19 protein-coding genes and 1 tRNA gene are annotated in these 18854 nt (G+C 57.9%); 7 read left to right on the forward strand and 13 right to left on the reverse strand.

The genetic code is table 11. The annotated features are described in order from the left end of the window. The 9 genes from EHO01S_RS12895 to flgB all read right to left on the reverse strand — a co-directional run. Positions 1–361: rod-binding protein (locus EHO01S_RS12895; protein WP_024524344.1), on the reverse strand; the 361-nt coding region annotated here is incomplete at its 3' end. Next, the gene (locus tag EHO01S_RS12900; RefSeq protein ID WP_024524345.1) at positions 361–1500 is read right to left on the reverse strand and encodes a flagellar basal body P-ring protein FlgI; all 1140 of its coding nucleotides are present in this window, start codon (positions 1498–1500) and stop codon (positions 361–363) included. The genes EHO01S_RS12900 and EHO01S_RS12895, both read right to left, overlap by 1 nt. Positions 1501–1513: 13 nt before the next feature. After that, complete coding sequence (flgH, locus tag EHO01S_RS12905; protein ID WP_024524346.1) at positions 1514–2200, reverse strand: flagellar basal body L-ring protein FlgH; 687 nt, start codon at positions 2198–2200, stop codon at positions 1514–1516. A gap of 88 nt (positions 2201–2288) precedes the next feature. Then, positions 2289–3071, reverse strand: a complete 783-nt coding sequence (gene flgG, locus EHO01S_RS12910) for a flagellar basal-body rod protein FlgG (RefSeq protein WP_005284308.1) — start codon at positions 3069–3071, stop codon at positions 2289–2291. A gap of 16 nt (positions 3072–3087) precedes the next feature. Then, positions 3088–3843, reverse strand: a complete 756-nt coding sequence (locus EHO01S_RS12915; protein WP_024524347.1) for a flagellar basal body rod protein FlgF — start codon at positions 3841–3843, stop codon at positions 3088–3090. A 50-nt stretch (positions 3844–3893) separates the two neighbouring features. Then, a complete protein-coding gene (gene flgE, locus EHO01S_RS12920) occupies positions 3894–5132 on the reverse strand; it encodes a flagellar hook protein FlgE (RefSeq protein WP_024524348.1) in 1239 nt (412 codons plus the stop codon). A 50-nt stretch (positions 5133–5182) separates the two neighbouring features. Further along, entirely contained in the window at positions 5183–5881 is a 699-nt protein-coding gene (flgD, locus tag EHO01S_RS12925; protein ID WP_024524349.1) for a flagellar hook assembly protein FlgD, read from the reverse strand. Positions 5882–5892: 11 nt separating this feature from the next. Continuing rightward, complete coding sequence (gene flgC / locus EHO01S_RS12930; RefSeq protein WP_024524350.1) at positions 5893–6297, reverse strand: flagellar basal body rod protein FlgC; 405 nt, start codon at positions 6295–6297, stop codon at positions 5893–5895. A 3-nt stretch (positions 6298–6300) separates the two neighbouring features. Continuing rightward, positions 6301–6714 carry a flagellar basal body rod protein FlgB gene (gene flgB / locus EHO01S_RS12935; RefSeq protein WP_005284295.1) on the reverse strand — a complete coding sequence of 138 codons (414 nt, stop codon included), beginning with the start codon at positions 6712–6714 and terminating at the stop codon, positions 6301–6303. A gap of 228 nt (positions 6715–6942) precedes the next feature. On the opposite strand from flgB, the gene flgA reads away from it, so the two are divergent. The 3 genes from flgA to EHO01S_RS12955 all read left to right on the forward strand — a co-directional run bounded on the left by flgA (position 6943) and on the right by EHO01S_RS12955 (position 8535). Then, positions 6943–7632: a flagellar basal body P-ring formation chaperone FlgA gene (gene flgA, locus EHO01S_RS12940; RefSeq protein WP_024524351.1), complete on the forward strand. Its 690-nt coding sequence runs from the start codon at positions 6943–6945 to the stop codon at positions 7630–7632. Positions 7633–7810: 178 nt separating this feature from the next. Then, positions 7811–8107: a flagellar biosynthesis anti-sigma factor FlgM gene (gene flgM / locus EHO01S_RS12950; RefSeq protein ID WP_024524352.1), complete on the forward strand. Its 297-nt coding sequence runs from the start codon at positions 7811–7813 to the stop codon at positions 8105–8107. A gap of 5 nt (positions 8108–8112) precedes the next feature. Then, positions 8113–8535 carry a flagella synthesis protein FlgN gene (locus EHO01S_RS12955; RefSeq protein WP_024524353.1) on the forward strand — a complete coding sequence of 141 codons (423 nt, stop codon included), beginning with the start codon at positions 8113–8115 and terminating at the stop codon, positions 8533–8535. Between the two features lie 346 nt (positions 8536–8881). On the opposite strand, the gene EHO01S_RS12960 is transcribed toward EHO01S_RS12955, so the two are convergent. Genes EHO01S_RS12960 through flhB form a run of 3 tightly spaced genes read right to left on the reverse strand, consistent with a single transcriptional unit; the run spans position 8882 to position 12533 of the window. Then, positions 8882–9289, reverse strand: coding sequence for a flagellar protein FlhE (locus tag EHO01S_RS12960; RefSeq protein ID WP_024524354.1), 408 nt, complete (start codon positions 9287–9289; stop codon positions 8882–8884). A 3-nt stretch (positions 9290–9292) separates the two neighbouring features. Beyond that, positions 9293–11374 carry a flagellar biosynthesis protein FlhA gene (gene flhA, locus EHO01S_RS12965; RefSeq protein WP_024524355.1) on the reverse strand — a complete coding sequence of 694 codons (2082 nt, stop codon included), beginning with the start codon at positions 11372–11374 and terminating at the stop codon, positions 9293–9295. Continuing rightward, positions 11367–12533 (reverse strand): flagellar biosynthesis protein FlhB, encoded by a 1167-nt coding sequence (gene flhB, locus EHO01S_RS12970; RefSeq protein ID WP_024524356.1) that lies wholly within the window; start codon positions 12531–12533, stop codon positions 11367–11369. Before flhB ends, flhA begins: the two co-directional genes overlap by 8 nt. A gap of 255 nt (positions 12534–12788) precedes the next feature. Here flhB and EHO01S_RS12975 point away from each other — a divergent pair, with 255 nt between their 5' ends. From EHO01S_RS12975 to EHO01S_RS12985, 3 genes are all read left to right on the forward strand, one after another. Continuing rightward, positions 12789–14414 (forward strand): phosphoethanolamine transferase, encoded by a 1626-nt coding sequence (locus EHO01S_RS12975; RefSeq protein WP_024524357.1) that lies wholly within the window; start codon positions 12789–12791, stop codon positions 14412–14414. 219 nt (positions 14415–14633) lie between these two features. Continuing rightward, on the forward strand, positions 14634–15422 hold the full coding sequence (gene mtfA, locus EHO01S_RS12980; protein ID WP_024524358.1) for a DgsA anti-repressor MtfA: 789 nt from the start codon (positions 14634–14636) through the stop codon (positions 15420–15422). A gap of 98 nt (positions 15423–15520) precedes the next feature. After that, positions 15521–15596, forward strand: a tRNA-Asn gene (locus EHO01S_RS12985). Between the two features lie 118 nt (positions 15597–15714). On the opposite strand, the gene EHO01S_RS12990 is transcribed toward EHO01S_RS12985, so the two are convergent. Then, positions 15715–16629, reverse strand: coding sequence for a LysR family transcriptional regulator (locus EHO01S_RS12990; RefSeq protein ID WP_024524359.1), 915 nt, complete (start codon positions 16627–16629; stop codon positions 15715–15717). 257 nt (positions 16630–16886) lie between these two features. Here EHO01S_RS12990 and EHO01S_RS12995 point away from each other — a divergent pair, with 257 nt between their 5' ends. Continuing rightward, complete coding sequence (locus tag EHO01S_RS12995) at positions 16887–18167, forward strand: amino acid permease (protein ID WP_035370596.1); 1281 nt, start codon at positions 16887–16889, stop codon at positions 18165–18167. Positions 18168–18854 lie beyond the last annotated feature (687 nt).

Raw genomic sequence — 18854 nt, forward strand, 5'->3', positions numbered from 1 at the left:
CATCCAACGCTAGCGGTGCCACCCCGACACTGGCGGGGATCGCCGGCTGAGGGTGATGGGCGCCGCGCATCTGCTTATACAGCATATCGGCGATGCCCATCCCCTTGCCTGCCGCCATCTCCTGCGCCACCTGCTGATCGTACAGCGAGGTATAGAGGCGGCTCTGTTCGCTGTCGAGCAGCCCCTCCTGCGGCGTCGCCTGGCGCATGCTCTTGAGCATCATTTGCAGAAACATGCCCTCCATCTGACGCGCTGTCTCACGCAATGCTTTGTCGGAGCCGCCAGCGGCGCTGTATTTCAGCGAATTAAGCGCCTGCGCATCGTAGGCAGCGCTGCTAAACGCCAGGCTATCGTCGGCCATTAGATGATCTCCAACTTGGCACGCAAGCAGCCTGCACTCTGCATCGCTTGCAGGATTGACATCAGATCGTTCGGCGTCGCCCCCAAGGCGTTCAAGGCCCGGACCACGCTATTCAGGTTGGCACCCGCCCTAACCTGATGCAGCGATCCGCCGCCTTGATTGACCGAGATCTGCGTGTTTGGCGTCACCACCGTCTGGCCGCCGCCGAACGGCGTATTCGGCTGACTGACATTCATCTGGCGATCGACCACCACCGACAGGCTCCCCTGGGCTACGGCGCACGAATCCAATTCGACGTTGCGGTTCATCACCACCGAGCCGGTACGTGAGTTGATGATCACCTTGGCGTCGAAGGTGCCGACGTTGACCTCAATATTCTGAATATTCGCTAAAACGCGCACCTGATTGCTGCCGCCCTGCGGCACCAAGACCTGTACGGTCCGAGCATCCAACGGCGTGGCGGCGCCCAAGCCGTTGGCGCGGTTAATCGCATCGCTAATACGCTGCGCCAAGGAGAAGTCTTCGTTATTCAGCTCCAGGTTGATCACGTTGCTGTTACCGAAGGTGGTCGGCACCGCGCGTTCGATGGTGGCGCCGCCGCTGATGCGGCCCCCCGACAGCTGATTCACCTGTACGCTGCTGCCGCCGGCCGAAGCACCAGCCCCACCGACCAACACGTTCCCCTGTGCGAGGGCATACACCTGGTTGTCGACCCCTTTCAGCGGGGTCATCAATAATGTTCCACCACGCAGACTCTTGGCGTTACCCATCGACGAGACCACCACATCGATGGTCTGCCCTGGCTTGGCGAAGGGAGGCAGATTCGCGGTAACCATCACCGCCGCCACGTTCTTCAGTTGCATATTGGTGCCGGCGGGAACAGTGATCCCCAACTGCGACAACATATTGTTGAGGCTCTGCGTGGTAAACGGCGTCTGCATCGTCTGGTCGCCGGTGCCATCCAGCCCAACCACCAGGCCATAGCCGATCAGGGCATTGTTACGCACGCCCTGGATGGAGGTGAGATCGCGAATACGCTCAGCCCATGCGCCTTGGCTCAGCAGCCCTAGCGCCAGCAACAGGCTGCCGAGCCAAACGCCGGCGCGACGCCAGCGAGGGGATTGTCTAACGTTACCCATAGCCAAATACCTATCAATAGGGGGAGAGATTGAGGAAGAAACGCTGCAACCAGCCCATGTTCTGTGCCTCGTTGATATAACCGCTGCCGACGTATTCGATGCGGGCGTCGGCTACCTGCGTCGACGGCACCGAGTTATTGCCACTAATGGTGCGCGGATTCACGACGCCAGAGAAACGGATGTATTCGGTGCCTTGGTTGATGGCGATCTGCTTCTCGCCGACCACCTTCAGGTTACCGTTGGACAGCACATCGGCCACGGTGACGGTGATGGTTCCGCTAAAGGTGTTGTTGGCGTTGGCCCCCCCTTTCCCGTTGAACTGATTCTCACCGTTGACTTCCATATTGGCGCGCGCATTACCGAACAGCCCTTCCAAGTAACGCGGCACCGTGGCGAAGTCGAACTTCGAACCGCCGTTACGGCTGGCATTCGCCGAAGAGCTCTTACTGGCGCTGACATTCTCTTGCAATACGATGGTCAGGATGTCACCGATATTACGCGGGCGACGATCCTCGAACAGCGGCTGATAGCCGTAGTTCATCGGCTGTACGCCTTGGAAAATGGAGCCATTGGCACGAGGCGGCGTCGCCGGTGCCGGCGTGGCAGTCGTCGGCCCGGTCACCACCTGGTCGTGGGGAATATAGGCGCAGCCCGACAACGCCAGCGCACACCACAGCGCGATTCCCGAATGTCTTTGCATCGTTTTTCTGCCTTTTTCTGCCATTAACGTCGATTTACGCTACCTCTGGCGCTGACGTACGCCGCCCCCGCTGGGGGGCGGCCACGCATTACAGCTGCGTCAGACGCTGGAGCATCTGATCGGAGGTGCTGATCGCCTTACTGTTGATTTCATAGGCGCGTTGAGTCTGGATCATGTTGACCAGCTCTTCGGCCACGTTGACGTTAGAGGTCTCGACATAGCCCTGGTACAACAAACCCGCGCCATTCAATCCTGGGGTGCTCTCTGTCGGGGCGCCGGAGCTGTCGGTCTCTTGGTACAGGTTCTCGCCCACACTCTCCAGACCGGCATCGTTGATAAAGGTACTCAGGGTTAACTGACCAACCTGCTGCGCCGCCGCCTGCCCTTGTACGGTGACGCTGACGATACCGTCGCGACCGATGGTCATGCTGGTGGCGTTGGCCGGGATGGTGATCGCCGGCGAGACCTGAAAGCCGCTGGCGGTCACCAACTGACCATTCTGATCCACCTGAAACGAACCGTCGCGGGTGTAGGCCTGACTGCCGTCAGGCAGGGTAACCTGGAAGAAGCCCTGGCCCTTGATCGCCACATCTTTACTGTTATTGGTCTGCGACAGGTTGCCCTGGCTGTGCAGACGCTCGGTGGCGACCGGACGGACACCGGTCCCCAACTGCAAGCCGGAAGGCAGAGTGGTTTGTTCGGAGGACTGAGCCCCCGGCTGACGCAAGGTCTGATATAACAGGTCTTCAAACACCGCCCGTTGACGCTTAAATCCGTTGGTGCTGACGTTAGCCAAGTTGTTGGCGATCACGTCCATGTTAGTTTGTTGGGCTTCCAGCCCGGTCTTGGCGATGTATAGTGATCGGATCATGATAACTCCCGCGCTGTTAGCTCAGTGATAACAGCTGATTGGCTTTCTGTTCGTTGTCATCCACGCTACGGATGACCTTCATCTGCATCTCAAAACGGCGGGCGTTAGTGATCATGTTGACCATCGCCTCAACCGGTTGGACATTGCTGCCTTCCAACACGCCCGGCATCACCTTCAGCGTCGGATCTAGCGGCAGTTGAGCGCCGCGCTGGCGCTCGGTCTCCGGCGTCAGATGAAACACCCCATCGTCGCCATGCACCACTTCCCGGGCGCTGGCTTTGACCAGCTTCAGCCGGCCGATCTGCGTGGTGGCATTCGGCTTATCGCCCGCGCCCAATGCGGTGATGGTGCCATCGGCGGCGATGGTCAGTTGGGCGCGGTCGGGCACGGCGATCGGGCCGTTGTCGCCCATCACCAGGTGCCCTTGCGCGGTCAACATTCCCTGCGGGTTGATCTGTAGACTACCGTTACGGGTATAGGCCTCAGTGCCGTCAGGCATCTGGATCGCCAACCACCCATCCTGCTGCAATGCCACATCCAGCGGACGTTCGGTGTAGTCCAGCTTACCCATACTCAGATCGTGCATCGGCGTCGAGGCGGTCACCAAGGTACGGGTCTCCAGCGACTCGCCGTCGACCGGCACGGCGCGCAACGCCGCCAACTGGGCGCGAAAGCCCGGCGTGGTCGCGTTAGCCATGTTGTTGGCCGCGATGGCCTGCTGGTTCAGGGTCTGACTGGCAGCCCCCATCGCGGTATAAATCGCGTGATCCATTTAACTCGTCTCGTCATACCGCCCAAGATGCGGGCGGTTGTCATGCGGAATTAACGCAGGTTGACCAGGGTTTGCAGGATCTGATCCTGCGTCTTGATGGTCTGGGCGTTAGACTGGTAGTTGCGCTGTGCTACGATCATGTCGACCAGTTGCTTGCTCAGATCGACGTTAGAAGCCTCGACCGCTCCGCTGGTCAGGCTGCCCAGGCCGCTGGTTCCAGCGGTGCCGACGATCGGCTGGCCAGACTTGGCGCTCTCACTCCACACGTTGTTGCCTTCGGAGACCAGCCCTTCCGGGGCGGCGAAGTTAGCCATCACGATCTGCCCCAACAGCTGCTTCTGCTGGTTGGTGTAGCTGCCGGTGATGGTGCCGTCGTCGTTGATCTGGTATCCCGTCAATTCACCCGCCTTGTAGCCATCCTGTGTCTTGGAGGTTACACCATCCTTGCCGGTGTTCTGCTGGCGGGTGCCGGTGAAGTCGAGGGTAAAGGTCTGTGCCGGCGCGCCGTTGCTGGCGGCCATATTTAGGGTCAACGGCGCGGTTCCCTTCGCCAGCTCACCGTTACTGTCAAAGGTCAATGCGCCGACATCCTGCGGTTTGGTTCCGGCCGGGGCCGCGCTATCCACAGAATAGACATGCCAGGCTGTCGTGATCGGCGCCTTCGTGGTGGATGCCCCTTTCACAAAATACAGATTCATATTGTGGACATTGCCCAACGAATCGTAGGTGGTCATCGAGGTAGCGTAGGTATAGGTATCGACCTTGCTCGGATCGAACGGCAGTGCCGTACTGTCGATCGCCGGATTCGCCGAGTTCAAGTTCAGCACCATACTGCCTTGGGTACTGGCCTTGGCCGGCATCAGCCCGGTCGGGATCTGGATCGGCACCGGATCAGCCCCCTGCTGAATGGTCGGCGGCGTCCCCGAGGCCGGGTAGCCCGTCAGGTACATGCCCTGGGCGTTGGTCAGAAACCCCTTGGCATCCTTGGAAAATTGGCCGTTACGGGTGTAGTAGACGCTGCCGTTGGGGTCTTGCATACGGAAGAAACCCTGACCGCTGATGGCCACATCCAGACCACGGTTGGTGGTGGTGGTGGTGCCGTCTTTAAAGTCCTGGTTTACGCTGGCGACGGTCACCCCTAACCCCACCTTGGAGCCGGCGAACATGTCGGCGAAAGTCACCGAGCCTGATTTGAAGCCGACAGTCTGCGAGTTGGCGATGTTGTTGCCAATCACATCCAGCTGACTGGAGGCGGCGTTCATGCCGCTGATTGCTTGAGAGAATCCCATAGTAAAATCCTGTCTCTAAGTTCAGTAAAGGCCGGCTGGTCCGGCCGCGATTACAAGATCTGGCGAACATCCGCCAGCGTGGCCGAGCCCGCCAGCCCCAGCTCTAACAACGGGCCTTTGCTGCTTTGGGTGACCCCATTAACCATGGCGAAATGCAACGGCTGCACCACCGTCTGCTGTCCCTGATTGCTGGCGCTAACGCTGAAGTTATAGGCTCCGTCCGGCACCTCAACACCATCCTCACCCTTGCCGTCCCAGGTATAGCTAAAGACACCGGCGTTATGGCTGCCCATGTCGATCTGCTTGACCACCTTGCCGGTGTTATCGGTGATGGTGACCACCACACTCTGCGCGCCGCTCTCCAGTTCGAAACCGAAGGGGGTGGTGCTGACCTTCCCGTCCCCCTCGCCTTTCCCTGTCAGAATCGTTTTCCCCGGGATCATCACGCCGTGGCCGATCAGGCTGGAGGCCTGTAGCGACTGATTGCTATTGATCTGGCCAGAGATACTGCCCAGGGTGGTATTCAGTTTCTCGATGCCGCTCACCGTACTGATCTGCGCCAACTGGGTCGTCAGCTCATTGTTCTGCAACGGATTGGTCGGATCTTGGTTACGCAGTTGCGCCACCAGCAACGTCAAGAAGTTGTTCTGTAGATCCTGACTGTTGTCCGCCACCAGCCCATTCTTACTGCTGGCATTGACGGGTGAGCCGGTATTAACCGGATCGTTAAGCGATACGGAAATCGCCATGGCGCCTCCTGTTATTGGCCGAGAGTTAACGTCTTCATCATCAAGGACTTGGTGGTGTTCAACACCTCGACGTTCGCCTGGTAGCTGCGCGATGCGGCGATGGAGTTCACCATCTCCCCGACCACGTCTACGTTAGGCATACGCACATAACCTTTGGCATCGGCCAGCGGGTTACCCGGCTGGTAGACCAGACGATCCGGCGAGGGGTCCTCAACCACCTGGCTGACCTGTACTCCGCCGATCTCTTCGCCCGCGCCGGGTTTCACCTGGAAGACCACCTGCTTGGCGCGATACGGCTCGCCATCGGGACCGGTCACGCTGTCGGCGTTCGCCAGGTTACTGGCCGCCACGTTCATGCGTTTGGACTGCGCCGTCAGCGCAGAGCCGGAAATATCAAAAATGGATAAGAGCGACATGGATTACCCCTGTTGCAGCACGGACATCATGCTTTTAATCTGGCCGGTAAGGACGGTGAGATCGGTTTGGTAGCGCAGGCTGTTATCGGCAAACTGCGTACGTTCGCGATCCATATCGACGGTGTTGCCATCCAATGAGGGCTGATCCGGCACGCGGTACAACAGATCCAGCGTCGGCGGTTGTACGGTCTGCGCCGGAATGTGGCGTGCCGAGGTGAGTGAAAGCGCCATGCTACTGCCGTCGGGACGCCCCTGTTCCAGGATGCGTGACAGCTGTGAGGCAAAATCAATGTCCCGGGCCTGGTAGCCGGGGGTATCCGCGTTGGCGATGTTCGCAGCCAGGATCTCCTGACGCTGCGCGCGCAGATTCAGGGCCTCCTGCTGAAAACGAAACGCGGCATCCAGTTTATCGAGCATACCGTCTCCGCTATCGGTTAGCTGGGATGGCGGAAAAGCTCCCCCACCCTATGTCAATGACAATTTGGAGTGCATAGGATAGGTCTGCACAGGTAAAGCCGATGGCGAGAATAAGGCGTAATTGGCCTGCTATTTAGCGCCTTTACTTTTAGCCTGCCCGGGTAAACTATCGCCGCGGGTACAGAAAACACCCTATGCGTGATGGGGATTTAACCGGGAGATAAAAGCATGCTGCGACGATTATTGCGCCTGACGGTGCCGCTCGCCGCCACCTTAGGGTTGGCGGCACCCAGCTGTGACGCGGCGCCGATGACGGCGGATGCCTCCTTACCAGCAGCGATTCAAGCCTACTTCCAACAACAGTTTCCTGGCGATGCCTATCAGGTGCGGGTCACCCTCCTGTCCGAAGCCGAACAATGGCCCCATTGCCTACAGCCACAGATCAGTCAACTCGCCTCACCGCGCCGTTGGGGACGGCTCAGTGTATTGGTGCAGTGTCCCGAAGCGCGGCGTTACCTGCAAACCGAGGTACAGGTCACCGGGCGCTATCCTGTCACCGTTAAGGCGCTCAATCGTGGACAAAACCTCAGCACGACGCAATTTCGCCTGACGCGGGGTCGACTCGACACCCTGCCTCCCGGTACTATTCTCGATCTCTCACGTCTAGAGGGAGCGACCACCTTACGCAGCATTGGCGCCGGACAACCGATCACCGCCGGCATGGTGCGCCGAACCTGGGTGATCCGCGCCGGCCAACAGGTCCAGATCCTGGCGCAAGGCGATGGCTTCAATGTCAGTAGCGAAGGGCGGGCCATGAACAATGCGGCGTTGGCCGACGTCGTGCGTGCGCGCACCGCCTCGGGCCAGGTGATCAGCGGCAAAGCCAGTGGCCCGGGGACGCTCACGGTAACCTTATAATGCCGTCATGCACGGATAGCGTGAGCATTCACGGTCATCGGTGGAAATAAACAGATAAATATCGCTACATTATGGCTAAAGTTATTGATTAATTTGCCGATGACATAGCTAAAGAAGATAAAGACCGGATAGCCACCCGCCACACCCGGTGGCGTGGTCAACCAGAGAGACCATAACGATGAGCATAGATCGTACCTCCGCGCTGAGTGCCATCAGCCAGCTTCAGGCCCGTGAACCTCAGGATGCGGCGCAACAGACCCGCAAGGTCGCCAGCAGCCAGGAAAGCGTTATCGGCACCCAGGTCAAGCTGAGTGACGCCCAGGCTCGCCTGATGCAACCGAATAGCCGCGATATCAACACCACGCGCGTCGAAGCATTGAAACAGGCGATCCGCAGCGGGGAGCTGAAGATGGATACCGGTAAAATCGCCGATGCCTTATTGCAGGATACGTTCGCCTATTTAAAGGATAAATAAGCTTAATGGCAGACACAGTCGTTCACCTGCAACAGATGGTGGAAATCTTGCAGGCCCTCAACGTCACGCTGAACCAGGAGCAACAGTTGCTGTGCGCCGGTCAGGTCGATGCGGTGCACCTACAGGCCGTGACGTTAGAAAAAGAGAATCAGCTGGCCAATCTGCGCCATCTCGATCAGCGGCGGCGTGATGCCGCCACACAGCCGCCCTATACCGATCCACAATTGGCTGCGCTGTGGCAGACGATCCTGACGCTGACACGCCAACTGCATGAGATGAACCAGCACAACGGCGAGTTGCTCAATCGTCACCTGTCCTACAATCAGCAGGCACTGGGGACGCTACAGAGCCGTCACGGCCAAGCACTTTATGGGCCGGATGGTCAGACCCAGAGTGGCTTACTCAACGCCCGCAAATTACGCATTTAGGCCTTTGCGCCAACACCAGGACACTCGCCGGAACGCGGGCGTGTAACGTACACCGCGCGCCGAAGCAACACCCGCTGACGAACCCGGTTAATCGGCGGGTCATCCCACCTCTCTGGAGATAACTTCTCCCGCGTTCCCCCCGTTTGCTATGCAATGCAGCGCCAGCTTGCCTCGTGCCCCGCGTGACGTTGCTACGGGGAACACGGCGGTGTCAGTCCATCGAGCTGTCGGTCATCATACGGTGAGATCATACGAGAGAACGGGTTTCCCTCGGGGGAGAGATGACGTGTTAGCCTGCGGCGAGTACCACACGCCCCGCTAAAAACGGGGCTCTGGATGGCTGTACTCAGTGATAATTGACGATGACCTGCTGACTGACCACGTTAATCGGCGGGTAGAGGCTTCCCTGGCCCGCGACCCACATCACCACCCGCAACGTGCTGTCGGCGGGCTCACCGCTCAAGCCAAGGGCGCGCCCCGATAAGCCGTCTAACGCCATGCAACGCCGCGTCGTGCACAGTTGCAGCGTCAACCCGGTCGGCGCGGGGCTCAACAGCGAGATCTGCCACAACACATCGTCGATACGCGCACCGGCAGGCACTTGACCGGGCAAGGGAGCCAGTTGGGGTTGGTTGCGCACCACCCCCAACTGACTTAACGGCAAGCCGCTACTCTCCGCCGACCAACTCCCGCCGGCGGCACCCCACGCCATCGCCAGCCATCCCCACAGACATAGTGCGATCAGCGGGCGCATCGTTTACTCCGCCCCGCCGATGGTTGAAGTCATGCGGATCTGGCGGTTATCGCTGATCTCCAAGTTAGAGAGTACCGCCAACTGGGGTAATGAACGGTGGAGGAAGCGCGCCAATAACGGACGCAACGCGTGGTTGACCAACAATACCGGCGGCGCACCGAGCAACTCTTGGCGCTGCAACGCCTGGCGCGCCTGATCCAGCAGGCGATCCGCCAGTCCCGGCTCCAAGCCGCCGCCACCCTGTAAGGCCTGTAACAACAAACGCTCCAACGGCGTATCCAAGCCGATGACCTGGATCTCCCCCTCCCCTGGGAACCACTGCTGGCTAATGGCCCGCCCCAAGGCCACACGGACTAATGCAGTCAGCTCATAGGGATCTTTCTGAATCGGCGCGTGCTCTGCCAGCGTTTCGATGATGGTGCGCATATCACGAATCGACACTTTTTCGGCCAGCAGGTTTTGGAGCACCTTATGCAGGATGGTCAACGTGACCACCCCGGGAATAAAGTCTTCCGTCAACTTCGGCATCTCGTGCGAGACGCGATCCATCAGTTGCTGCGCCTCTTGGCGGCCAAACAGATCGCTAGCATGCAGGCTGATAATATGGTTAAGGTGGGTCGCCACCACCGTGCTGGCCTCCACCACGGTATAGCCCTGGATCTGTGCCTGCTCACGCAATGCGCTGTCGATCCAGATCGCCGGCAAGCCAAAGGCGGGATCGGTGGTCACCTGCCCCTCTAAGGTGCCGGCGGCATTACCGGGATTGATCGCCAACCAGCGCCCCGGATGCGCCTCACCGCGCCCGGCTTCGATCCCTTTTAACAGGATGCGGTAGCCGGAGGGCTGCAACTCCAGGTTGTCGCGGATGTGTACCACCGGCGGCAGAAAGCCCATCGTTTGGGCGAATTTCTTACGAATGCTGCGTATACGTCCCAGCAACTCGCCGTTCTGTTGGAAATCCACCAGCGGGATCAAACGGTAGCCCACCTCCAGTCCCAACGGATCCTCCAGTTGAACATCATCCCAACTGGCCTCCATCACCGGCTGACTCTCCGGCAGCGGCATCTGCTCCTGCTGCTGTTCGGCCTGGGCCGTACGCTTGCTCATCCACCAGGCGGTGCCCAGCAATGCGGCGGTAAACAGCAGAAATACCAGGTTAGGCATGCCCGGGACTAAGCCCAACAACCCCAGCACCGCGCCGCTGAGGATCAGTACCCGCGGGTTGTTGAACAGCTGAGTCACCATCTGTTCGCCAACGTCTTGATCGGTGCTGACGCGTGTGACGATCACGCCGGCCGCGGTGGAAATCACCAGTGCCGGGATCTGTGCGACCAAGCCATCACCGATGGTCAACAGAGTATAAGTCTCTGCGGCCTGGCCGACCGACATGCCATGCTGGATGACGCCGATCAACAGTCCGCCGACGACGTTGAGCGCCATGATCATCAAGCCGGCGATGGCATCGCCGCGCACGAACTTACTGGCACCGTCCATCGAACCGTAGAAGTCGGCCTCTTGCGTCACCTCGGCGCGACGTTTCTTCGCCTCCTCCTCGCCGATCAGACCGGCATTGAGATCGGCATCGATGGCCATTTGTTTCCCCGGCATCCCGTCCAAGACGAAACGCGCGCCGACCTCGGCGATACGCCCGGCGCCCTTGGTAATGACCATGAAGTTAATCAGCACCAGGATGATAAACACCACGATACCGATGGCGAAGTTGCCGCCCACCAGGAAGTGACCGAACGCCTCGATCACCTGTCCCGCCGACGCACCGCCGGTATAGCCATTCATCAGGATCACGCGGGTCGAGGCCACGTTAAGCGACAAACGCAACAGCGTGGAAAATAGCAAAATGGTCGGAAATGCGGCGAACTCCAGGGTCTTCTGGGTAAACATCGCCACCAACAACACCATGATCGACAATGCGATGTTAAAGGTGAACAGCAGATCCAGCACGAAAGGCGGCAGCGGCAGCACCATCATGGAGAGGATCAGCAGGATCAGGATCGGCCCGGCCAATACCTGCCATTGAGAGTCTTTCATATTGCCGGGGAGGCGCAATAGCGCGGCCAGATTAGCCATCGGTCGGTGTTCCTTCTACGGAGTCAGTAACGCCAAAATCCAGTGCGGGCGGCACCGGTAAGTTTGTCGGTTTCTTCGGGGCTTGCCCCCCTTCCCGTCGCCAACGTTGCAATTGGTAGACCCAGGCCAATACCTCGGCTACGGCGGCATACAGGGTCGCGGGGATCGCCTGGCCGATTTCGCTGTGACGGTAGAGTGCGCGCGCCAGGGGCGGTGCCTCCAGTTGGGGGATGCGGTGCTCCATGCCCAACGCCTTGATGCGCTGGGCAATATCGCCGGCGCCCTTGGCTAAGACCTTGGGCGCGCTCATCTTGTTCTCTTGATACTGCAAGGCGACGGCATAGTGCGTCGGGTTAGTTACGATCACGTCGGCCTTCGGTACATCGCTCATCATGCGGCGGCGGGCGGCGGCGCGTTGTTGTTGGCGAATACGCCCCTTGACGTGCGGATCGCCCTCCTGTTCTTTAAACTCATCCTTGATTTCCTGTTTGGTCATGCGCAGCTTACTCAGGTTGCTCCAGACCTGATAAAACACGTCAAAACCCACCATCGGCAGCAGCCCCAACACCACCAATAAGCCACACATCCCCACCAGGTGCAGGGCATCGCCCATCGCCTCCAGAGAAGACTCGGTGATCAGACGCAACATGCGCGGCCAGTAGCGCCACAAGAACCAACCGGTCACGCAGCCGACCAACGTGGCCTTGAGCACGCCTTTCAACAATTCAGCCAACACCTGACTGGAGAACATGCGCTTGAAGCCGGTGAGCGGATTCAGGCGATTGATGTCACACTTGATCGAACCAGGGTTAAACAGGAATCCCCCGATCAGCATCGGTGCGCACCATCCCACCAGCATCAGCCCCAGCAGCACCGGGGATAGCGCCGCCACCGCTTGGCGCAACAACATGCCGAGTTGGATCAGCATCTGTCGGTCATTGCTCAGCAACAGGTGGTCGAAGTGCAACCCTTGGGCGATCATCACCGCCAGGGCGCTGGCCAAATAGTCGCCGCCAAGCAGCAGGATCGCCAAGCCGACGGCCAACATCAACATAGAGGTCAGCTCGCGCGAACGCGGGATTTGCCCCTTTTCACGCGCCTTCTCTATTCGGTGGGGGGTGGGGTCTTCGGTTTTTTCCAGATCACTCTCTTCTGCCACGTCATCCCCGACTGCAATAGCTACCTAAAATTACGCAGTGCATAGCATGCCAGAGTAAAAATGAAGCGATGGCGGGAATAGACGCTGTGAAGCGGGGTTTATCGACCGATCAGCTGCGCTATAGGCTGGCAGACAAAGGCGGGGCACGAGAAAAGGCGCTAACTTAAGGCTATTTTAAGTTTCCCTACTTAGGCTTAAACTATTTTTTGCATCTGCCCCTCGGGCAGCTTATCGCCTGACAGGCAGGAGTTTTCATTGTCACATAAAGGCCTTTCCGCCAGCTTTCTTACCGTTATGCTGTTGTTGGCCGGCTATTTCACGCTGGTCCTGAACATTCCGATTCTATTGCATTTCTATCGCATCCTGCACGCTCTGGGTGAGTACCGCATCGGCTTTGTCGTGTCGATCCCGCTGGTGCTATTCGCCGCGCTGCTGTTTGTGTTTATGCCTTTCAGTTTCCGCCCGCTGCTGAAACCCTTTTTCGCCCTGTTGCTGGTCATCACTGCGCTGGCCAGCTACGCCCAATACAAGTACCAGGTGATTTTCGACCGTTCGATGATCGAGAACATCTTCGAAACCAATAGCGCCGAGGCAAGCTCCTACCTTAACCGTTATGTGGTGGGATGGGTGCTGTTGGCGGGCGTCTTACCGGCGCTACTGTTGCTGAAGACCCGCATCATCTATGGCCATAATATCCTGTTGCGCTTGGGTATCCGCCTGCTGGTGATGCTGCTCTCCCTGTTGCTGATTGCCCTGGTTGCCTGCTTCTATTACCAAGATTATGCCTCGGTCGGGCGCAACAACCGAACCCTGAACCTGGAGATCCAGCCGGCCAGCTACCTGTATAGCACGGCGCAGTATATCGACCGCCGCTATCTCACTAAGCCGATGCCCTTCCGTAAGGTGGGCGAGGATGCCAAGCTGGTCGCTCAGCCGGGCGAGAAACCGACACTGGTGTTTGTCATCCTGGGCGAGACCGCGCGCGCTCAGAACCAGTCACTGGGCGGCTATGCGCGGGACACCAATCCCTATAGCGCCAAACAGCCGGGGTTGATCTATTTCCGTAACGTCACCTCTTGTGGTACCGCCACCGCCATCTCCGTCCCCTGCATGTTCTCCAATCTGACGCGAGCGCATTACGACGGTAACGTGGCGCGTAACAGCGACAGCGTCATCGACGTGCTGCACCGTGCCGGTGTCACCACCTTCTGGCGCGACAACGATGAAGGTTGTAAAGGGGCTTGCGATCGCACCCCGAACGAACTGGTATCGACCAAGGCCGACAACCCGTTATGTAACGGCAAGACCTGCTTCGATGAGGTGATGCTGGAGAACCTGCAACAGAAGATCCCCGATGACGGCAAGAGCAAGCTGCTGGTCTTCCACCTGATCGGTAGCCACGGCCCGACCTACTACCTGCGTTACCCGCCGCGTTTCCGCGTCTTTATGCCGGACTGCGAGCGCAGCGACATCGAAAACTGTAGCCAACAGCAACTGGTCAACACCTATGACAATACCCTGGTGTATACCGACTATGTGGTGAATCAGTTTATCGAACGGCTAAAGGGGTATGAGCAGCAGTACAATGTCGCCCTGTACTACGTCTCCGACCATGGCGAGTCGCTCGGGGAGAAGGGACTCTATCTGCACGGTACCCCCTATCAATTCGCCCCCGCCGAACAGACCCATGTACCGATGTCGCTCTGGCTATCAGATAGCTATGCCAAGGCGAACCGCATCAATCTCCAGTGTCTGCAACAGGCTGCCCGTGAGGGGCACTTCTCACACGACAATCTGTTCCCAACCCTGCTGTCGATGATGCATGTCACCACCAGCGCGGCAAATCCACAGTTGGATATTCTGCAACGCTGCCGCGACTGATCATTCGCGCCGCCCCCATCACGGCGGGCGGCGCGGTATAACAGCGCGATATATATCACAATCCTCTCAGTACAACCTTTTTAATATCAACACGGCCCGCATAATACATTAATGGCTAAAACGCTCACGCTATGCGATACCCCCGCATATACTGGCGTTAACGGCCTCACCCACACGAACATCTCACGCGCCCAGAAAAAGAAGAGGAACGGATCCGTCATGATTAAGTGGCCTTGGCGTACGCAGCCCCCTAGCGCACCGGACAACTACCCCTGGCGCGAGGCCGCGACCATTCCGCTACTGGCGGCGCTAAGCGACGACGAACAGCGGCGTTTGAGCGCCATGGCGCAACAGGTAATCCGCCTCAAGCGCCTGGTGCCACTCCAAGGGCTGCCAGTCACGCCGCTGATGGAGGCTCGCATCGCCTTGTTATTTGCCTTGCCGGTACTGGAGTTGGGCATCGACTGGCTCGATGGTTTCCACGAGATCTTACTCTACCCAGAGCCCTACCTGTTGCATGAGGAATGGGAGGATGACATCGGCCTGGTGCACAGCGGCCCGGCAGTACAGGCCGGCCAGTGCAGCTTGCAGGGCCCGGTACTGCTCAACTGGCTGGATGTGCGCGACTCTTTCGACCGCTCTGGTTACAACCTGATCATCCACGAGACGGCACATAAGCTCGACATGCGTAACGCCGGGATCGCCAATGGTATTCCGCCGATCCCGCTGCGGGAGGTGGCCGCCTGGGAACATGATCTACACGCTGCCATGACGGCGATCCAGGAGGAGGTCGAGCTATTGGGTGAAGAGGGTGCCAGCCTGGATGCCTATGCCGCCAGCGAGCCGGCGGAGTGTTTCGCCGTCCTCTCCGAATACTTCTTTAGCGCGCCGGAGCTTCTGGCGGGGCGCTTCCCCGCCGTTTATCGCCACTTTGTCCGCTTCTACCGCCAGGACCCGCTGCAACGCCTCTACGACAGCGGCCTACGGTTCTCCACGCCCCAAGCCTAGCTTGCGGCGGCGAGAAAAACAGCACTCACGCTACCGTCTGCGGGTTAGCGGTTGACAGCATGAGACCTGGCCGTTATGATGCGCCCCGTTGTCACGATTCCTCTGTAGTTCAGTCGGTAGAACGGCGGACTGTTAATCCGTATGTCACTGGTTCGAGTCCAGTCAGAGGAGCCAGATTCCTGAAAAGCCCGCCTTGTGCGGGCTTTTTGTTGGTTAGCGATCAGCGCATGCGCGTCGTGCGCCACACCGGTCTACCCCGCACGATCGTCCGCCCATCCCCCCGGGACTCCCCCTATTCTCCAGTGCCCTCGTGATAGACCGGTAGCGTCGCTTTAAGATGTGCGATAAAGGAGCGGGTTAATGGGTTCACCACCCGAGATGTCTTTTCGATGGCGTACAGATAGTGAAAAATCCCGGCATGATAATCCGGCAACAGATGTACCAGCTCACCGCGCGCGATGTAAGCCTCTGCCAGATAGTCGGGCAGGCAGGAGACACCATTGTGATTCAGCAAGACCTTGAGCAGTGTCAGACTAGAGTTGGAGGTCAGACGCGAGTCCACCGCGATCATCTGCTGCCCATCGCGACCGCAGAAGACCCACTTATCCTGATAGCTCATCACCGGATTGGTAAGACAACGGTGTAGAGAAAGATCCGCTGGCTGAGTGATCGCCGGCTTGCCCTGCAAGTAGTGTGGGGAACAACAGTAGATCCAATTCACCTTGCCCAACAGAAAGGCATTCGCGCGCTCCCACTGTCGCTGAGTGATCCTGAGCACCATATCAAAATTTCTTTCCGCCAGATTAATCAACTCATCGTTGAGATCGACATGGATCCTGACGCGCGGGAATTGGCGTTGATAGGCGCTGATCGCATCAGGCAAACAGGTCGAACCATAGGCCACCGAGCAAGAGAGACGCAATACCCCCTCTGGCTCCGTCTCGCTATGCAGTTGAGTAAAGAGATCCTGGCAGGCATCGAGCAACATAATCGCCCGGTTAAAGACCGCCGCCCCCTGCTCCGTCAGGAACAGGCGACGCGTACTACGCTTAATTAACAGCACGCCCAATTGCTGCTCTAAGGTTGCCAGGCTTTTGCTCACCGCCGAACGAGATAGCCCCAACTCTCGCGCCGCCTTACTCAGGCTCCCCATCTCGATGATACGCACAAAGACACTGAGTTGATGCAGAGTATACGCATTAAGCATTGATGTTCCCTCTTTTATCAAGAGAACGGAATGGAATTGATTAAGTTAATACCATATGGGGAAACGAATAAATAACAGGACTAGTTTCCATCGGGTAATTCACTAACACTCGACAATGAATTCATTATATTTCACCAATAGTAAACTTTATTCTCACAGGATCACAGTTTGTGATTTTACCAGTAGGCGGCAAATAAATAGTGAGGTTATAAGTGGCGAACTGCCCACTCCTCTCCCACTAATATAATGGTAAAATTATGGATAATAGCCATGATATTTCACAAGCTGCGATTAAAAGTAAAATTCCATTCACCAGTTATGATGCGGGCTGGGTCATTCTGTGTATCGGCATGGCCATCGGCGCCGGAATTATTTTCCTCCCGATTCAAATTGGATTAAAAGGGATCTGGGTCTTTACCCTATCGGTATTATTCGCCTACCCCGCGCTATATATGATGCAATCGCTTTATCTAAAGACGTTATCTCAAAGCCCAGAGTGTAAAGATTACTCCGGGGTGATCACCTACTACCTGGGGAAAAACTGGGGGTTCTTCCTCGGCATTACCTATTTCATCATGTTACTGATCGGCATGCTGACCTACTCACTCTCTGCCACCTTCGACAGCGCCTCCTACCTGCAAACCTTCGGCCTAACCCAGGAGCCCCTGTCGGATCGCTGGTGGTATGGGCTGCTGATCTTAGCCTTCCTGGTCGGCATCGCCGCCCAGGGCGAGCGACTCATCTTCAAGGTGTCTGGGCCGATGGTGTTAATGAAGCTGGGGGTGGTCGTGCTGCTCGGGGTGGTGATGATCCCCCACTGGAACTTCAGCTATATCGGCAATATTCCGCCCCTTGGCGAGCTATTGGTCGGCACCATCCTTACCCTACCTTTCACCCTGTTCTCCATCCTATTCGTCCAGATCCTCAGCCCGATGAACGTCGCCTTCCGTAAGGTCGAGGCCGATCCGATTATCGCCACCTACCGTGCACAGCGAGCCAGTCGTATCGCCTATGCCATCCTGGTCTGCGCCGTCCTGTTCTTCGCCTTTTCTTTTACGCTCTCGTTAAGCCATGATCAGGCGGTCGAGGCGGCGCAGCACAATATCTCGGCGATGGCCATCGTCGCCAAAGTAATCCCCGGAAATATCATTAAGATAATGTCGATAGCATTAAATATTTCCGCCATCGCTACCGCCTTTTTTGGTAACTATCTCGGATTTCAGGAGGCCATGACCGGCATTGTCGTAAATATTCTCTCACGTATTATCGATGAGCAAGCCATCAATGAGAAACTCGTCAGCCGCGGGATCACCCTCTCTATTATTATTTTATTATGGGGGTGGGTACTGACACATTTCCCTATTCTCTTATTATCTCAGATAGCCGCCCCCGTTGCCGGCATTGTCTCGTGTATTATCCCCTGTTATCTGGTGTTTAAAGTCACCGCATTAAAGAAATACTATTCTTGGCGAGTCGTCTTTATCTCGGCGATAGGAGTACTGCTTTGTCTATCGCCTTTCTTTAAATTCTTCGAGTAAACGCTCTGGTTATAGGAAGCGCGGCAAAGATCGTAGGATGCAAGCAGGATATCCGCCTCTCTCTGCTTGGGCGCGCACCCGCTGAGCAATGGGCTTTGCCACGATGCCGCTCTATCAGGGGGCATACGGAAAAGCCCTGGCACGCAACGCCTCGCGGGGCAAGACATCGGCTCCGTCGCCACACGACGCCAGATGACGGCGAGGATCGACAATACCTGGGCGTTTCCCTTTGTCGTCCAGGTAAATGGGTGGGGAGCGCGCTATCAATCGAGGTCGCTAGCAACGCCCAGGGTGCTCATGCCGATCAATCGGTGGGATTTGTTGCGACAAAGCCGCACCACTCGCCGGCCCTATGCGCGACCTAGGATGCGTTAGCGCTGCCCCAACGCCGAAGAGCATCGCCTTGCCCTACCGGATTGCGTCCCCTGTCCCGAACACGAAAGCCGGCCGAGGCGCGCGGGCTTACTCTGGCCGCATGGTTGCACACATACGCCGAGCTCAACGGCGGTCTGTCCCCGCCCGAATCCCCCGATTCCACGCTCTCTCCACCCACCGTGCAAGCCCCTATCTGGAACACACGCGGGTAAACTCACCAGATCATCGGCCAAGAATCAATCTATTGCTGTCATATTCAGCAAATAGATGATAATAATCGATTTACCTATTTACACCCTCCTGCCGCTTCGC

It is taken from the genome of Edwardsiella hoshinae NBRC 105699 = ATCC 33379 (assembly GCF_000474215.1).
Taxonomy (GTDB): domain Bacteria; phylum Pseudomonadota; class Gammaproteobacteria; order Enterobacterales; family Enterobacteriaceae; genus Edwardsiella; species Edwardsiella hoshinae.

What these genes read in the sequence shown, in the direction of transcription:
- EHO01S_RS12915 (WP_024524347.1), bottom strand. Translation starts at nt 3,843, where the DNA reads ATGGATCACGCGATTTATACCGCGATGGGGGCTGCCAGTCAGACCCTG.
- flgB (WP_005284295.1), bottom strand. Translation starts at nt 6,714, where the DNA reads ATGCTCGATAAACTGGATGCCGCGTTTCGTTTTCAGCAGGAGGCCCTG.
- EHO01S_RS12900 (WP_024524345.1), bottom strand. Translation starts at nt 1,500, where the DNA reads ATGGGTAACGTTAGACAATCCCCTCGCTGGCGTCGCGCCGGCGTTTGG.
- flgM (WP_024524352.1), top strand. Translation starts at nt 7,811, where the DNA reads ATGAGCATAGATCGTACCTCCGCGCTGAGTGCCATCAGCCAGCTTCAG.
- EHO01S_RS12955 (WP_024524353.1), top strand. Translation starts at nt 8,113, where the DNA reads ATGGCAGACACAGTCGTTCACCTGCAACAGATGGTGGAAATCTTGCAG.
- EHO01S_RS12995 (WP_035370596.1), top strand. Translation starts at nt 16,887, where the DNA reads ATGGATAATAGCCATGATATTTCACAAGCTGCGATTAAAAGTAAAATT.
- EHO01S_RS12960 (WP_024524354.1), bottom strand. Translation starts at nt 9,289, where the DNA reads ATGCGCCCGCTGATCGCACTATGTCTGTGGGGATGGCTGGCGATGGCG.
- flgC (WP_024524350.1), bottom strand. Translation starts at nt 6,297, where the DNA reads ATGTCGCTCTTATCCATTTTTGATATTTCCGGCTCTGCGCTGACGGCG.
- flgA (WP_024524351.1), top strand. Translation starts at nt 6,943, where the DNA reads ATGCTGCGACGATTATTGCGCCTGACGGTGCCGCTCGCCGCCACCTTA.
- mtfA (WP_024524358.1), top strand. Translation starts at nt 14,634, where the DNA reads ATGATTAAGTGGCCTTGGCGTACGCAGCCCCCTAGCGCACCGGACAAC.
- flgH (WP_024524346.1), bottom strand. Translation starts at nt 2,200, where the DNA reads ATGCAAAGACATTCGGGAATCGCGCTGTGGTGTGCGCTGGCGTTGTCG.
- EHO01S_RS12990 (WP_024524359.1), bottom strand. Translation starts at nt 16,629, where the DNA reads ATGCTTAATGCGTATACTCTGCATCAACTCAGTGTCTTTGTGCGTATC.
- flgD (WP_024524349.1), bottom strand. Translation starts at nt 5,881, where the DNA reads ATGGCGATTTCCGTATCGCTTAACGATCCGGTTAATACCGGCTCACCC.
- flgG (WP_005284308.1), bottom strand. Translation starts at nt 3,071, where the DNA reads ATGATCCGATCACTATACATCGCCAAGACCGGGCTGGAAGCCCAACAA.
- flgE (WP_024524348.1), bottom strand. Translation starts at nt 5,132, where the DNA reads ATGGGATTCTCTCAAGCAATCAGCGGCATGAACGCCGCCTCCAGTCAG.
- flhA (WP_024524355.1), bottom strand. Translation starts at nt 11,374, where the DNA reads ATGGCTAATCTGGCCGCGCTATTGCGCCTCCCCGGCAATATGAAAGAC.